Annotated in this window: 13 protein-coding genes; 8 read left to right on the top strand and 5 right to left on the bottom strand. The window is 32.5% G+C overall.

Features of this window, described 5'->3' with window-relative positions; translation table 11 throughout:
• Nucleotides 1–22 precede the first annotated feature (22 nt).
• The 3 genes from B0A81_RS16960 to B0A81_RS16950 all read right to left on the bottom strand — a co-directional run bounded on the left by B0A81_RS16960 (nt 23) and on the right by B0A81_RS16950 (nt 3,950).
• A complete protein-coding gene (locus B0A81_RS16960; RefSeq protein WP_089059125.1) occupies nt 23–877 on the bottom strand; it encodes a DUF4249 domain-containing protein in 855 nt (284 codons plus the stop codon).
• Between the two features lie 3 nt (nt 878–880).
• Nucleotides 881–3,157, bottom strand: coding sequence for a TonB-dependent receptor plug domain-containing protein (locus B0A81_RS16955; protein ID WP_089059124.1), 2,277 nt, complete (start codon nt 3,155–3,157; stop codon nt 881–883).
• A 79-nt stretch (nt 3,158–3,236) separates the two neighbouring features.
• Nucleotides 3,237–3,950, bottom strand: coding sequence for a pyridoxine 5'-phosphate synthase (locus B0A81_RS16950; RefSeq protein ID WP_089059123.1), 714 nt, complete (start codon nt 3,948–3,950; stop codon nt 3,237–3,239).
• Nucleotides 3,951–4,066: 116 nt separating this feature from the next.
• Between B0A81_RS16950 and B0A81_RS16945 the strand changes: the two genes are divergently transcribed.
• From B0A81_RS16945 to murI, 8 genes are all read left to right on the top strand, one after another.
• Entirely contained in the window at nt 4,067–4,726 is a 660-nt protein-coding gene (locus B0A81_RS16945; RefSeq protein ID WP_089059122.1) for a CBS domain-containing protein, read from the top strand.
• A gap of 58 nt (nt 4,727–4,784) precedes the next feature.
• Nucleotides 4,785–5,669, top strand: a complete 885-nt coding sequence (locus B0A81_RS16940) for an NAD kinase (protein ID WP_089059121.1) — start codon at nt 4,785–4,787, stop codon at nt 5,667–5,669.
• 173 nt (nt 5,670–5,842) lie between these two features.
• The gene (gene porG, locus B0A81_RS16935; protein ID WP_089059120.1) at nt 5,843–6,532 is read left to right on the top strand and encodes a type IX secretion system protein PorG; all 690 of its coding nucleotides are present in this window, start codon (nt 5,843–5,845) and stop codon (nt 6,530–6,532) included.
• 4 nt (nt 6,533–6,536) lie between these two features.
• On the top strand, nt 6,537–7,277 hold the full coding sequence (locus tag B0A81_RS16930) for an isoprenyl transferase (protein WP_089054504.1): 741 nt from the start codon (nt 6,537–6,539) through the stop codon (nt 7,275–7,277).
• Nucleotides 7,210–9,984 carry a BamA/OMP85 family outer membrane protein gene (locus B0A81_RS16925; protein ID WP_165768083.1) on the top strand — a complete coding sequence of 925 codons (2,775 nt, stop codon included), beginning with the start codon at nt 7,210–7,212 and terminating at the stop codon, nt 9,982–9,984. Before B0A81_RS16930 ends, B0A81_RS16925 begins: the two co-directional genes overlap by 68 nt.
• A gap of 42 nt (nt 9,985–10,026) precedes the next feature.
• On the top strand, nt 10,027–11,046 hold the full coding sequence (locus B0A81_RS16920; RefSeq protein ID WP_089059119.1) for an OmpH family outer membrane protein: 1,020 nt from the start codon (nt 10,027–10,029) through the stop codon (nt 11,044–11,046).
• A gap of 14 nt (nt 11,047–11,060) precedes the next feature.
• Entirely contained in the window at nt 11,061–11,564 is a 504-nt protein-coding gene (locus B0A81_RS16915) for an OmpH family outer membrane protein (RefSeq protein ID WP_199170255.1), read from the top strand.
• Between the two features lie 152 nt (nt 11,565–11,716).
• Nucleotides 11,717–12,493, top strand: coding sequence for a glutamate racemase (gene murI / locus B0A81_RS16910; protein ID WP_089059118.1), 777 nt, complete (start codon nt 11,717–11,719; stop codon nt 12,491–12,493).
• 2 nt (nt 12,494–12,495) lie between these two features.
• Here the strand turns inward: murI and B0A81_RS16905 are convergent, their stop codons facing one another.
• Both B0A81_RS16905 and B0A81_RS16900 read right to left on the bottom strand, forming a co-directional pair.
• Nucleotides 12,496–13,734, bottom strand: coding sequence for an aromatic hydrocarbon degradation protein (locus tag B0A81_RS16905; RefSeq protein ID WP_089059117.1), 1,239 nt, complete (start codon nt 13,732–13,734; stop codon nt 12,496–12,498).
• Nucleotides 13,735–15,063, bottom strand: a complete 1,329-nt coding sequence (locus tag B0A81_RS16900) for a DUF4270 family protein (RefSeq protein ID WP_089059116.1) — start codon at nt 15,061–15,063, stop codon at nt 13,735–13,737.
• Between the last annotated feature and the right edge of the window lie 236 nt (nt 15,064–15,299).

Below are 15,299 nucleotides of genomic sequence, written 5' to 3'. Positions count from 1 at the left end.
TTTGATACATTTCAAATCGGCTTTATTTTTTGGGCGGTGTTTTCACAATAATAGTACTTTGCCCATATCCTGCCCAAATACCAATTCCGCCTGTTATATTAGATTTCAAACTTGTATTTGCTGGATAAATTGGATTTCGGCTGTTTACAATTTCATTTTGCCAGCTGTTCCAGAAATCTAAGGCATCTTTATTTTGAGTTCTTAATTTTACATATATTAAATCCCCATCGGCAAAATAAGGCGTAAACTTGGTTTTAGGAAAAAGCAAAACACCTCTATTTATTTGAACTGAAACTGATGCTTTATCAAAATTTTTATCATCTAAATTGCCATAAAAAGACGGAACAAAAATTGGTTCTTCGCCATCAATTTTTGTTGCAATCTGATAATAATTTTTTTCATCTAAAGGATCATCAAATTTCACAAAAATGTATCCTGTAGTATCTGACGCATTCTTTTTTACATACTCGGCACTTTGAAGCTTAACAGATTTGGGAATTGTTGTTACGGCTTCTATCTGACGGTTTAAATACTCTACTTTAAGCGAATACTTTTTTCCCGATTCTCCTTTTAAAACGGAACCATAATACACAAATGGCGGAACTCTGTTTTTATCATTTTTCACTCTCAAAACTTCTGATGTTAACCCATCAGAAATAGTGATTTTTGCCGATCTAATTACATGATTTAAAACATTAGTCGAATCAATCACATCTGTAACAGGAATACTGCTAGACAATAGAACCTCAGCATAATCTCCCTCTTCAATCCATCCTTCGACGACAACTTTGGACTCAAGACTTTTTTGCTCACTAAAATCATCTTTGGAACAACTCACTATTACTAAAGCAAAAAGAAATAATATATACTTTTTCATGTCTTAAAATTTAAATCTCCAACTTAATGAAGGCAAAATTCGATACAAAACCTTCTTCTCTTGTTTGACAATTACGCTTGATTTATCTTCATTTACCTGAACATTCAAAACAACATAAATTGGATTTTCTATATTAAATGTATTGTAAATAGAAAAATTCAACGCACTTTCTTTTTTATTTGTTTTCAGAAAAAAATAATTAGCAGAAACGTCTGTCCGGATATAATTTGGCATTTGCGCATTGTTATATCCAGAATATTCTTTGACTGGATTATTATTTATAAAATACCACGAAGTAGGCATTGTGAACCGGTTACCTGAACTAAATATCTGCGTAATACCAAAATTCCACCTTGCATTTAAATCGTACATTCCCACAATCGAAAGATTATGCCGCCTGTCGTATTTCGCAAAATAAGTATTTCCGTTATTTAGTTTATCAAAATTTCGATCTGACCAGCTTAAGGTATAACTTAGCCAACCTGTAAATTTTCCACTGTTTTTTCGCAGCATCATTTCAAATCCGTACGCTTTTCCCTTTCCAACCAGCAAATCATTCTTTAAAGTTGTGGTTTCATTAAACTGAGTAATTCCATACGGATACTCTAATAAATCCTTCATCGAGCGATAAAATCCTCCGAATGATGAACTGATTTTTTTTGAAAAATTCTGATTTGATCCAATTGCAAATTCGTCAGATGATTGTGGTTTAATTCCATCAGTACTAGCAATCCAGAAATCCGTAGGAATCCCAACACTTGAAGTTGTTATCAAACTCAAATACTGATATTGTTTATTGTACGAAGCATAAAAAGAATACTTATCGTTTGCATAATAATTTACAACAGCACGAGGCTGAAAATGTAAATAAGAATCACTAGATCCAGAAGTATAGTAATTAATTCGAAGTCCTAATTCAGCGGTTACGTTCTCAAAAAGTTTTGGCTTTGCTGTTATAAACACAGCAGCTTCATTTGAATCAATTGCATTATCCTGCGAGGCATTATTATTAGTCGTCAAATTCTCAACATTGACTTTTTGAGGTTGTAAATCATGATAAACATATTGCAATCCTGACTCGAAAGGGATATTTTTTATGGAGTATCGAACTGAATTTGTAAATCCGAAATCTTTAACAAATGAGGAAACTCTAAACTGAATTGTTGCTTGTTCCATACTCAAATCATTAGAGTATTGACTAAAATAAACAGCGTTTGACATGCTTGTTTTTGGAGAAAAAGTAGTTATTAAAGATGGCGATACTGTAAAATTATTCCATTTTAAACTGGTTCTAAGCGCCAAATTTTCATCTTTTACTTTCAGCTCATCACCACTTACAAAAGCATCTATCAAAAAAAGATTCTTTTTTGAAACTTGAGACACAAACGTAAAATTTCCATCTGAAAATCCATATTTCATATCTTGAACATCATTGTTTTCTGAACCTGATTTAAGCAGCGGTCCAACAATTTCGTCTATATATGTTTTCCTTCCAGAAATATAAAAACCTGTCTCATTACTAACTGGAATAGCCAAAGTTAATTGTGAAGCCAGAATTCCAATATTCCCCTGAATAGAGAAATCTGATGGTGCTTTTTTATTCGAATTCAACAATGTAGTCGAACTTAAGCGTCCTCCATATTTTGCATTTGAACTTGATTTATCAAACTCAACATCCTTGATATGATCTGTATTATAAAAAGGAAAAATCCCTAACAAATGTGACATTCCATATATTGAAGTTCCATTGTACAAAATAGCATTATGCCCAGGATCGCCGCCGCGTACATATAAATAACCATTTGCATCACCAGAATTTTGAACTCCGGGAGTTAATTGCAGAAGTTTAATAATATCGGTCGTTCCTAAAACTGTTGGGACTGATGACAATTCTTTTAAATTAAAAGACAGCTTTCCTCCTGACAAAGTAGTTATGCCATTTTTTTTATCATTAGATATGATTACTTCTTTTAAAAGAGAAACATCTTTTTCTAAAACAACTGAAATTACAGTGTCTTTAACACAATTAAAGCTAATCGATTTTTCAAGATAACCTAATTGATTAACAATCATCTTGACTTGTCCTAAAGAGATCTTTGCAGAAAAATTGCCCAGCGAGTCAGATGCAGTAAGATAATGTTGATTATTTGCATCGAAAGTAATAGCTGCACCAGCTAAATTTTCGTTTTCAGAAGATTGTACCTTTCCAACAATGACTTTTGTCTGTGCAATTATATTGGAAAAACAGAATAAAAAAAGGAGAACAATGAATTTTCGCACTTGATTTTAATAAGAAAAGTGCGAAAATAAACAATTATAACCCAATTATGTCAGGTTATAATTGTTTAATTTTTTAAACTTATTTCAATTTATTCAAATACATATTCACAACATTATCCAAGCCTAGATAAAGCGCTTCTGAAATCAAAGCGTGACCAATAGAAACCTCTAATAATCCTGGAATGTTTTGTTTAAAAAACTGAATATTATCTAAACTCAAATCGTGTCCTGCATTTATTCCTAAACCTAATTCATTTGCCAATTCTGCTGCTTTAACATAAGGATCAATTCCATTTTTATTTCCTAAGTCGTATTGATGTGCAAAAGCCTCAGTATACAATTCAATTCGATCTGTTCCCGTTTTTTTTGCCCCTTCAATAACTTCCAAAACTGGATCTACAAAAATAGAAGTCCTGATTCCGTTGCGTTGAAACTCTTGAATAACTTCTGTTAAATAAGATTGATTTGCAATCGTATCCCAACCTGCTGAAGAAGTAATTGCTCCAATTGCATCTGGAACTAATGTTACCTGATCTGGCTTACATTCGAGAACTAAATCAATAAAATTATGCTGTGGATTTCCTTCGATATTGTATTCTGTAGTAACGATTGCTTTTAAATCACGTGCATCTTGATAGCGAATATGTCGTTCATCTGGACGCGGATGAATCGTGATTCCCTGTCCTCCAAAACGTTGTATATCTACAGCAACTTTTAATAAATCAGGAACATTTCCGCCGCGCGCATTTCTCAGCGTTGCGATTTTATTGATATTTACACTTAACTTTGTCATATAAATAGATAATTAATTCTAGTAACACTATATTTGTTACGACAAAAATACAAAGTAAAACGCAGCAGTTTTTGGTATTTTTTGATTATTTTGCATGAAATATCTCCAATTGATTTATGACAGAAATTACAAACTATATCACCAATGATTTCGGACCAATTGATGGTCAGGAAACTATAGCATCGGTTCAAGACTTTTTTGCCGAGGTAAATTTTTCTCATTTCCCTGTTTTGGAGGAAGGAATTTTCATTGGAAGTATTTCTTCTGATGATGTTGAAACTTTTGATTCAGACAAAAAAACAATTGATTACAAATATACTTTAGAACGTTTTTTTGCCAGAAAATCTATGATTTGGCTTGATGTTTTAGAAGTTTTTGCAAAAAACCATACTAATACTATTCCCGTTCTTGACGAAAACAACTCCTATGTCGGTTATTATGAAATAGAAGATATAATGAAGTTTTTTCAGGAAACTCCTTTTATAAAGGAACAAGGTGGAATTATTATCGTTCAAAAAGGTCTTTTAGATTATTCAATGAGCGAGGTAACACAAATCGTTGAAAGCAATAACGGAAAAATACTAGGCTGTTTTGTTTCTGAAGCTGATTTAGAAAACGTTCAAATTACCATAAAAATAGGATTGGGCGCAATGAATGAAATAATTCAAACCTATAGAAGATATGGTTATGAAATAATCTCAGAACACCAAGAAGACACCTATATTAACAGCTTAAAAGAACGCTCTGATTATTTAGACAAGTATCTTAATATTTAAATTAGAAAATTCTCAATTAAATAAATTAACACATTCCCTCATTAGCTAATTAAGAAGAATGAAAATAGCCATTTACGGACAATATTATCAAAACAGTACCGAACCTATCATAAAAGACATTTTCACGTTTTTAAGTTCCAATAATGTGGAAATGGTAATTGAAGAAAACTTCCTAAATATGCTTTACGACAAGCAGCTTATAAAAAAGGAATACAAAACTTTTTCACCAAGCACTACTTTAGATGATAGTTTTGAAATGCTTATTAGTATTGGCGGTGACGGAACAATTTTAAGAGCCGCTGCTTTAGTTCGTAATTCGGGCGTACCACTTTTAGGAATTAACGCTGGACGTTTGGGCTTTTTAGCTAAAGTGCAAAAAGAAAATATTGATAGTTTATTGCAATTTGTTATTGATCAAAATTACACTACTTCCGAAAGAACATTGCTTGGTATAACCTGCGAACCAAAAAATGATGCTTTCGCGGAACTTAACTTCGCCATGAACGAAGTAACAGTCAGCAGAAAAGATACTACCTCGATGATAACCGTAGAAACGTATTTGAACAATGAATATTTAAATTCTTATTGGGCAGACGGTTTAATCATTTCTACTCCTACAGGTTCTACAGGATATTCATTAAGCTGCGGCGGACCAATTTTAACGCCAGACGTAAAAAGTTTAGTCATTACTCCTATTGCACCACATAACTTAACCGCAAGACCACTTGTTATACCAGATGACACAGAAATTAAATTGCGTGTTTCAGGCAGAGAAGATCAATATTTAGTTTCATTAGATTCTAGAATTTCATCTGTAAAAAATGAATCGATTCTAAAAATCAAAAAAACAGATTACAAAATAAAAATGGTCGAGATACCAGGCGAAACTTTCTTAAAAACATTAAGAAACAAATTGCTTTGGGGAGAAGACAAGAGAAATTAACCCTTTTTCTTACTCAACACTATACGATAACAGCACATTTTCTCGTTCTGCCTGTAGTGACTCATCATTAAATGTCTCGAAATCATATTGTAAATTGAAAAAAAAGCACATTTATGTAAAGGAACGTTGATTCGTATCGATAATTATTATATTTGCACGCAATTCTGAATTAAATGAAGAAAATTTTTAATTTATTGTTATGTTTTTTTCCCTTTATTACACTAAATGCTCAAATCAATGAGATTGGTGTTTTTCTTGGCGGAAGCAACTTTGTAGGCGATGTGGGAAGCACAACTTACATAAACCCTGACAAACTGGCTTTTGGTGTTTTGTATAAATGGAATAAAAGCCCTCGTCACTCTTATCGAATTTCCTACACGCAGTCAACTGTCGCAGGAAATGATTTAGATTCAGATGAAACAGGAAGAAACAGAAGAGGATATCGTTTTGAAAATAATGTAAAAGAAATCTCTGCAGGTTTGGAGTTCAATTTTTTTGATTTTAATTTGCATGATTATCACAGAAAAATTACTCCTTATATATACTCTGGATTAAGTTTTTTTATTTACGACGGATTGTATCGCTATGCAACAAGCCCAAATGTTACACAGAAAGTAAACTCAAATTCGTTTGCAATACCAATGACATTGGGTATAAAATCAAATATAACGCCTCGCTTTGTCTTAGCAGCCGAAGTTGGAGCACGATATACATTTACAGACAACATTGATGGAAGCAATCCAAAAACCAGCAATGCAAACATTTTAAAATTTGGAAATTTAAACAACAATGACTGGTATGTTTTCTCAGGTTTAACATTAACGTATACCTTTGGACAAAAACCTTGCTATTGCGCAGAATAATACAATGAATTTAATAGACTCTATAGATCAATCAAACTTACCTAAACATCTGGCCATTATTATGGACGGAAACGGACGCTGGGCTAAACAACAAGGCTTTTTAAGAGCATTTGGACATGAAAATGGCACAAAATCCGTTAAAAAAACAATTACAACTTGTGCTAAGCTTGGTATCGAGTACTTAACCTTATATGCTTTTTCTACAGAAAACTGGAATCGTCCTAAACTAGAGGTTGAAGCATTAATGAAGATTTTAATCAATTCATTAAAAAAAGAGCTTGTTACGCTTCAAGAAAACAACATTCGACTTAATGCAATTGGAAATCTTGAAAAATTACCAAAATCTGCTCAAAGAGAACTGCTTGATGTAATTGACAAAACAAAAAACAATACTCGTCTTACGCTAACTCTTGCTCTAAGTTACGGATCGAGAGAAGAATTGGTAAATGCCGTTAGAATCATCAGTGATAAAGTTAAAAATAATATAATTTCAATAGACGCTATTGACGATTCAATTATAAATGAGCATCTTTACACGCAAAATTTACCTGATGTAGATTTGTTAATACGAACAAGTGGAGAACATAGAATAAGTAATTTTTTGCTATGGCAGATCGCCTATGCAGAATTGTATTTTACTAATGTCTTGTGGCCAGACTTTAAAGATCAAGATTTATATGAGGCTATTATTAGTTATCAAAAAAGAGAACGTAGATTTGGAAAAACCAGTGAACAAATTAAATAATTTTTTAGTGTTACAAAAAAGAATACAAATAGTCTTTACCCTTTTACTTTTGGGTAGTTTTTCACAAATTAAAGCACAAGAAAGAGTTCCTTTTGATCAAGGAAAAAAGTATATACTGGCCAAAGTTTCTGTAGTTGGTAAAATTAGCTTTAACGAACAAACTGTAGTAACATTTTCTGGACTTCAAACAGGTCAGGAAATAACTGTACCCGGAGAAGAAATTACCAGCGCAATTAAGAAATTAGGTAAGCTTGGTCTTTTCGACGAAATCGCTTTTTACATCAATAAAGTTCAAAATGACAGTATTTATTTAGATTTAAATATTGTTGAGCTCCCAAAGCTTAATGAAGTTAAAATCACTGGTGTAAAGAAAAGCAAAATCGAAGCTTTAATTAAGGATAACAATTTGACCAAAAACAAAATTGTAAACGAGAACTTAATTACTACTACAAAAAACTACATCGAAAACAAATACAAAAAAGACGGTTTTTACAATACTAAAGTCACTATTACAACAACACCAGATACAATTGCCGGTAATCAGGTTAATATGTTGGTACGTATAGATAAAGGTGACAAAGTAAAAATCAGCAACATTGACTTTATTGGAAATAAACAACTTACAGAAAGTCAATTAAGAGGAGCTATGAAAGACACAAAACAGAAAAATGTTTTCCGTGTTTTAAAAGCCTCTAAATTTATTCCAGAAAAATACAAAACTGACTTAGAAAAAGTTATTTCTGCATACAAAGAAAAAGGATATCGTGATGCACGTATTATTTATGACTCTGTTAAATACAACAAAGAGAAAAATATGCTTGGCATTAAAATCAATGTTGAAGAAGGAAACAAGTATTACTTTGGAAACATAAAATTCTTAGGAAACACAGTTTACTCAGATCAGCAGTTAAATCGTTATTTAGGAATCAAAAAAGGAGAAGTTTATAATGGTGTAATGCTTGAAAAAAGGATTGCAGATAATTCAAAACCTGACGGGGAAGACATTACAAACTTATACCAAAACAATGGTTATTTATTCTCAAAAATCAATGCTGTAGAGGTAAAAACTGTAAATGATACTATTGATTTTGAAATTAGAATTACTGAAGGTCCAATTGCATATTTCAACAAAATATATGTTACGGGTAACGACAAAACAAATGACCACGTTATTTATCGTGAGTTAAGAACAAAACCAGGAAACAAATACAGCAAAGAAGAACTAGTTAGAACAATTCGTGAAATTGGACAATTAGGATTCTTCGATCCTGAATCTATCAAACCTGAATTTAGAAATGTTGATCCAGGAGCAGGAACAGTTGATATTGAATACCAATTAGTAGAAAAAGGATCAAGCCAGGTTGAGCTCCAAGGAGGTTACGGCGGAGGTGGTTTCATTGGAACCCTAGGTCTATCTTTCAACAACTTCTCGGCGAGAAAATTATTTAACAAAGATGCTTACAAACCACTTCCAATGGGAGACGGACAAAAAGTAGCACTTCGTTTACAAGGAAGTACTTATTTCCAGACTTACAGTTTATCATTTTCTGAGCCTTGGTTTGGAGGAAAAAAACCAGTACAATTTAGCTCATCTATCTCGTACAGTAAACAGTTTAATAATAATTATGTTACAAGAACTGTTGATAGAAGCCAAAGTTTTAATATTTTTACAGTACAAGTTGGTTTAGCGAAACGTCTTACTGTGCCTGATGATTACTTTGTATTATCACAATCTGTAAGTTATCAGCACTATGATTTGAACAATTACTATACTGGTTTGTTTACTTTTGGTAACGGAGCATCTCGAAACCTTGCTTATACAATAGGCATTTCAAGAAGTAATAAAGGGGTTAACCCGATATTCCCAACTTATGGTTCTGAGTTTAGTATCTCTGCTAAAGTAACACCTCCATATTCTTTATTTAATGGAGTAGATTATGGAAATTTAGCTAATGAAAAAGAATACAAAACCAGATATAATGGCACAACCACTATGACAGGAGCTGATGGGCAACCAATAAATCCTGGAGATTACACAAAAAGTGAATCTATAAATGGCAGTAATCAAACGGTAAGTGTGGGATCTGATTATGCAAATGCAGATACAGATCAAGCTAAAGTGGATCAGAAAAAATACAATTGGTTAGAGTATTATAAAGTTAAATTTAAAGCAGACTGGTATACTAAGGTATATGGTAAATTAGTTTTAAGAACATTAACAGAATTTGGTTTCTTAGGTGCTTACGATCAATCTAGAGGTGTTGTACCATTTGAACGTTTTTATTTAGGAGGAGATGGTATGGCTAACTACTCTATGGATGGTAGAGAAACTATACAGTTAAGAGGTTATCCAAACAACTCATTGACGCCAATTATTGAAGACAAAACAAGTTCTAGATACGGGCAGCAAATTGGAGCAACTATTTACAACAAATTCTCAATGGAGTTACGTTATCCAATAACATTAAAACCATCTGCATCGATCTATGCATTGACGTTTTTAGAAGCAGGTTCGTCATATCCAACATTCAGGGATTACAACCCGTTCGATTTATATCGTTCTGCTGGAGCTGGTTTACGTGTATTCATGCCTGCATTTGGATTATTAGGTATCGATTTTGGTTATGGTTTCGATGCTTTGCCAGGATCTGTTACAAACAAAGCAAATGGTTGGGAAACTCACTTTATTATTGGACAACAATTTTAGAAATAATACGTTTGGTTAAAAATCATCGAATAAAGTAATGTTATGAGAAAACAATTTTTATTTATATTTTTAGCCTTGATTGTAGCTAATACAAGTCAGGCACAAGGCAAGACAACTAGAATTGGCTATATTGATATGGAATATATCTTGGAAAATGTTTCTGATTATAAAGAAGCAAAGTCACAATTAGAGTTGAAAGCTCAAAAGTGGAAACAAGAAATAGAAACAAAAAAAACAAACATCAATACGCTTAAGGAAAACCTTAAAGCAGAAAAAGCTTTGTTAACCAAAGAATTAATTGATGAAAAAGAAACTGAAATTAAGTTCTTAGAAAACGAAATGCTGGATTATCAGCAAAAACAATTTGGAGCTGACGGAAATTTAATTCGACAAAAAGCTGCTTTAGCAAAGCCAATTCAAGATCAGGTATTTACTGCCGTTCAAGATATTGCAGAAGCTAAAAATTATGATTTTATTTTTGATAAATCATCAGATTTGACAATGCTTTTCAGCAACAAAAGATTTGATATCAGCGATCAGGTTATACGTATCTTGAACAGAACTGACAAAAGAGAACAATTGACTAAAAAACAATTGAAAGATCAGGAAGTACAAGAAAGCAAAGAAAATGCTATCGATGAAAATCCTGCTATGGCTGATCGACAAAAAGTTCTAGATGAAAGAAAAGCGGCTAGAGAAAAGCTTATTGAAGACAGAAGACTGGAGCAAGAAGCTAAGAAAAAAGAGTATGATGACAGGAGAAAAGCGATACTAGAAGAAAGAGAAGCTAAAAAAAATGGCACGGTTTCTGAACCAGCAAAATCAACTCAGGCAGCAAAAACAACCGAAGCAGTTAAAACGGATGGAACAACAGCAAAACCTGCTGCTGCTGCCACAACAACAGCTGAACCTGCGGTAGATAAAGCCGCCGAAAGACAAAAACTTTACGAACAGCGTAAAAAAGAATTAGAAGAAAGAAGAAAAAAAATATTAGAAGAAAGAGAAGCGGCGAAAAAAGCAAGAGAGGCCGAAACACAAAAAACTAATACGACCAATAATTAATTAATATTTTAAAAATGATGAAACAAATCAAAACTTTACTAATTGCTGCAATACTAATTTTAGGAGCAAGTAACACAATGAACGCACAGGCGAAGGTTGCCCATGTTGATGTAAGCGACATTATGTCGAAAATGCCTGCTATGCTTGATGCTCAAAATCAACTGCAAAAATTAAGTGGTACGTATGATGCTGAATACAAAAAAATGGTTGATGAGTATCAAACTAAAATCAAAAAGTACGAAGCTGAAGCTGCAACTGTAACAGAAGCTGTTAATGGAGATCGTTCTAAAGAAGTTCAAGACATGCAAAAAAGAATTGTTGACTATAGAGACAATGCTCAAAAAGAATTGCAACAAAAAGAAACTGACATCGTAAAACCATTAATGGAAAAAGTAAGAGCTTCTATCCAAAAAATTGGAAAAGCTAAAGGTTTCCAATATGTTTTAGATGGTTCTACTCTATTATTAGCTGATGGTCCAAACATTACTGCTGATGTAAAAAAAGATTTAGGATTCTAATAAAAACGAATTCTCTAATTAAAACTGTTCAAATTTTTAAAAAATTTGAACAGTTTTTTTTTACATTTATTTAAAATAAAAAAAACATCCCATTCGCTGATTACAATTAATTTCAACTATCATTTTGTTTCAAAAAATACTAAATTTGTACTATGACAAACGATAATCCTATAGGTGTTTTTGATTCTGGAATTGGAGGAACTTCAATTTGGAGCGCCATTCATAACTTACTTCCAAATGAAAAAACAATTTATCTGGCCGATAGTAAAAATGCTCCTTATGGTCAAAAAACCAAAGAGCAGATTGTTGCCTTAAGTAAAAAAAATGTAGACTTTTTACTGGATATGAAATGCAAGTTAATTGTTGTAGCATGTAATACAGCAACAACAAATGCTATTCGAGAACTCCGAAATGATTATGATATTCCATTTATTGGAATTGAACCTGCAATAAAACCTGCAGCCAATAACTCTAAAACACAAGTCATTGGTATCCTGGCTACAAAAGGAACATTAAACAGCGAGTTGTTTAATAAGACTGCAGAAATGTTTCAAAACACAACAATTATTGAACAGGTTGGTTATGGGCTTGTTCAGTTAATTGAAGATGGAAATTTGTATTCTCCCGAAATGACGCAGCTTTTAGAATCATACTTGCAGCCTATGATAGATGCAAACATTGACTATCTAGTTCTAGGATGCAGCCACTACCCCTATTTAATTCCTCAGATTAAAAAGATTCTTCCTGAACATATTCAGATTATAGATTCTGGAGAAGCAGTAGCAAGACAAACTCAAAATATTTTACGCGATAAAGTAGGCTTTACAACAGCTCAAAAAAGCGAACCTATATTTTACGTTAATTCAAATCCAGTTGTTTTAGATTCCATTTTAGAACATAAATACAACGTAGTCCAAAAAGATTTTTAATTTTATTCTATCTTTCTTTTAACAAACCAAATACCATCTAAGGATAAGTTTACAGAAAGTTTATGATAGTTTTCTTTAATTAAATTATTTGAAATACTTCCTTTTTGCCCGTATGAATATGAAATATTTAAGGCTGAAAAAGTATTTTCGATAGGCAGATTAACTCCAATTGAAATCGAAGCATTGTTAATTCTTTTTCCGTCTATTTCGAGATATCCCGTATCAAAATTTGCACCTGCAGAATATTTTACTCTATCCCAATACTTTCTGTAATTTCGTTTTTCGTTAAAATAAGTAAAACCAAGTGCAAACCTATCTTGATTTACATAATCTCCATAGAAATCAGATTGGTTTGTATCCTTCCATAAGCTTTTTTCATAATCGAAAGTCATGTTCAAAACTTTTTTGAATCGTTTACTAATACCAATTCCAATTTCTAAAGGCATATAATAATCATCTACATCAGAAACTGCTTCAGATTGAATATCACTCACCACATTATCGTTTATTGACTCAACCGACTGCACTTTTGAACCTTTAATTTGTGCTGGCAATTTGACTGTTGCAGCAATAGTAAATGTAGAATCAATTTTATACTGAGTTCCCAATGTCGCACGAAGTCCGTTGTAATCTGTTTTTTTATGTATGGTAGTGACCGAATTGAGAATTGTAAAAACTCTATCATCAACAGTGTTTCCAAACAACAAAGCTGCAGACGCTCCTACTGTAAGTTTTTTACCAAATCGATACCCATAAGAAAAATCAAAATTGTTCAATCCGCCCGAACCTGTAGCCGATAAACTATAGGATTCCTGACTATCTGCAATTGGCAGAATAAGATTAGAAATTTTAAATGCAGAGCTAGAATACGGACGCAATGCAACGCTAAAACCAGAATTTTTAGTTACTGGAAAAGCAAATGCAATATGTGAGAACTGAAAATTGTTGCGATTCTCTGTTTTTAAACTGCTTTGATAAGTTGTAGCAATAGCTTTACCGCCAATATCAAACATAAAATGGTTTAGCGGAAGCGAACCCAATGAAGCTGGATTCAGATTATTAATAAAACTATCTGACGGCAGTGCGATTCCTGCGGATCCAATTGAAGGAAGCGATCCAAAATCGGCATCGTATAAACTACCTACTCCATACAATGAATACGGCGAACTTGAAATACTTTGAGAAAATGATGCAAACGATATTAAAATGGCGCAGTAAAAAAAAACTATCTTATTTTTCATTTAATAGGAGATGTAATATATTTTAAGTTGAATTTTATTGTTTAAATGCTTCTGATCTCCTAAAACAATTCTATTTACAGTTTTCGAAATACCCGGAAGCGTAAGGATTAAAGAAGATTTAGAATCAGAAGTTCGAAGCATTTCTTTTTGTAGAAAATTACCTAGCGGTATCGTATATCCAATGTTTTCATTGAACTCATCACTTTTCTTATTCAAAATACCATAAACTGCAGCTCCAGCAGAATTTAGCAATGAACTGCTGATTCTATTCAAATTGTCTCCTACGTATATTTTTAGGGAATCTGCCAACGGATATTTTTCAGAATAAGAATTATTGACTGGTTTTAAAATCAATTGTGCGTCGACAATGGCGCCGTTATCTGAAATATATTTCAACTGTCTTAAATTTGGAAAATCGATACGACAGGCAACTCCTGTTCCAGACTGAATAAATCCCTGTTTGTTAGTTGCTGCACTCGAAAGTTTACTGCTGGAAACAGGAAGATTTTGAATTAATGTTCCTGTTTTATCTAAAGAAATAGAATTGAACTGTTTTGTGGCATCCAAAACAGAAAAATCGATAACAAATGGAACCTCATCGACACCTGCCTGATATCTGGAGTAATACAAACGTACTAAACTCTTAGAGGTATTAAACCCAATAACACTTGCCGAATTAGATGTCGACGGCACAATTACAAGTCCCTTTAGATATTCTGTAAAAGTGTCAAAATCAGAAATATCTCTTTTCTTTATTCTTTGAAAAAGAGCTTCACCAAATGCATTACTCATTTTTATACTAATAGAATCTTTTCCAACTGGACGAGGCTTGTATGAGAATGTTCCCAAACTTTCCTCATCGTAACTCAAACTCGAATTATTATAAAAACTTCCAGTATCAGTATTTGGCTTTACTTTTTGCGTTAAACGATGAATATTAAATGTTTGAATTTTAGTTGTATCACCGTAAAAATAGTTATCATACTTTAAAACCATAGAAATGGAATCAAAAACATAATTAACATACTCCGTATCAGAACCGCCATTATTTAAAGCATAATTATTTGATGACAACTGAAAATAACTATTCGATTTTACCTTACCAAAAATAGGATCATCATAATTTCCAACTAAGATTCGACTTTGATTTGAAGTCACCAGCGAATCAAAATTTATTGTAGACATCTCGACCGTTACAGTATCGATCATAATAACCTTATTATTCAACGCTAAATAATCAGATCCTACGACAAATTCTCCAGCATCGGTATCTGTTCCGCATGAAAATAATGTAAAGGCAAAAAACAACATAAATAACAACTTGCGCATAATCGATTTTTTGCGCAAATATAAAGTGGCGCTCTCTAGACACCACTATAACATATACAGTCTTGCATTTTCATCCTATAAACAGTAAAAAAGCATCTATAATAGATAAAGTGCTGTCAATAATTCATTCGCCTTTAAAAAGCATGATTTAGTCTATCAAAAAGGGCAATACATATATCTTCTTTTTTTAAAACTCTTCTCCAACCTACTTTTGAACCAATAAATAAATTTTAATA

Source organism: Flavobacterium plurextorum (genome assembly GCF_002217395.1).
GTDB lineage: Bacteria > Bacteroidota > Bacteroidia > Flavobacteriales > Flavobacteriaceae > Flavobacterium > Flavobacterium plurextorum.
Note: the sequence above shows the minus strand (reverse complement) of the source record. Positions and strands in the feature narration are given on the sequence as shown.

What these genes read in the sequence shown, in the direction of transcription:
- B0A81_RS16960 (WP_089059125.1), bottom strand. Translation starts at nt 877, where the DNA reads ATGAAAAAGTATATATTATTTCTTTTTGCTTTAGTAATAGTGAGTTGT.
- B0A81_RS16950 (WP_089059123.1), bottom strand. Translation starts at nt 3,950, where the DNA reads ATGACAAAGTTAAGTGTAAATATCAATAAAATCGCAACGCTGAGAAAT.
- B0A81_RS16945 (WP_089059122.1), top strand. Translation starts at nt 4,067, where the DNA reads ATGACAGAAATTACAAACTATATCACCAATGATTTCGGACCAATTGAT.
- B0A81_RS16940 (WP_089059121.1), top strand. Translation starts at nt 4,785, where the DNA reads ATGAAAATAGCCATTTACGGACAATATTATCAAAACAGTACCGAACCT.
- porG (WP_089059120.1), top strand. Translation starts at nt 5,843, where the DNA reads ATGAAGAAAATTTTTAATTTATTGTTATGTTTTTTTCCCTTTATTACA.
- B0A81_RS16930 (WP_089054504.1), top strand. Translation starts at nt 6,537, where the DNA reads ATGAATTTAATAGACTCTATAGATCAATCAAACTTACCTAAACATCTG.
- B0A81_RS16925 (WP_165768083.1), top strand. Translation starts at nt 7,210, where the DNA reads ATGAGGCTATTATTAGTTATCAAAAAAGAGAACGTAGATTTGGAAAAA.
- B0A81_RS16920 (WP_089059119.1), top strand. Translation starts at nt 10,027, where the DNA reads ATGAGAAAACAATTTTTATTTATATTTTTAGCCTTGATTGTAGCTAAT.
- B0A81_RS16915 (WP_199170255.1), top strand. Translation starts at nt 11,061, where the DNA reads ATGATGAAACAAATCAAAACTTTACTAATTGCTGCAATACTAATTTTA.
- murI (WP_089059118.1), top strand. Translation starts at nt 11,717, where the DNA reads ATGACAAACGATAATCCTATAGGTGTTTTTGATTCTGGAATTGGAGGA.
- B0A81_RS16905 (WP_089059117.1), bottom strand. Translation starts at nt 13,734, where the DNA reads ATGAAAAATAAGATAGTTTTTTTTTACTGCGCCATTTTAATATCGTTT.
- B0A81_RS16900 (WP_089059116.1), bottom strand. Translation starts at nt 15,063, where the DNA reads ATGCGCAAGTTGTTATTTATGTTGTTTTTTGCCTTTACATTATTTTCA.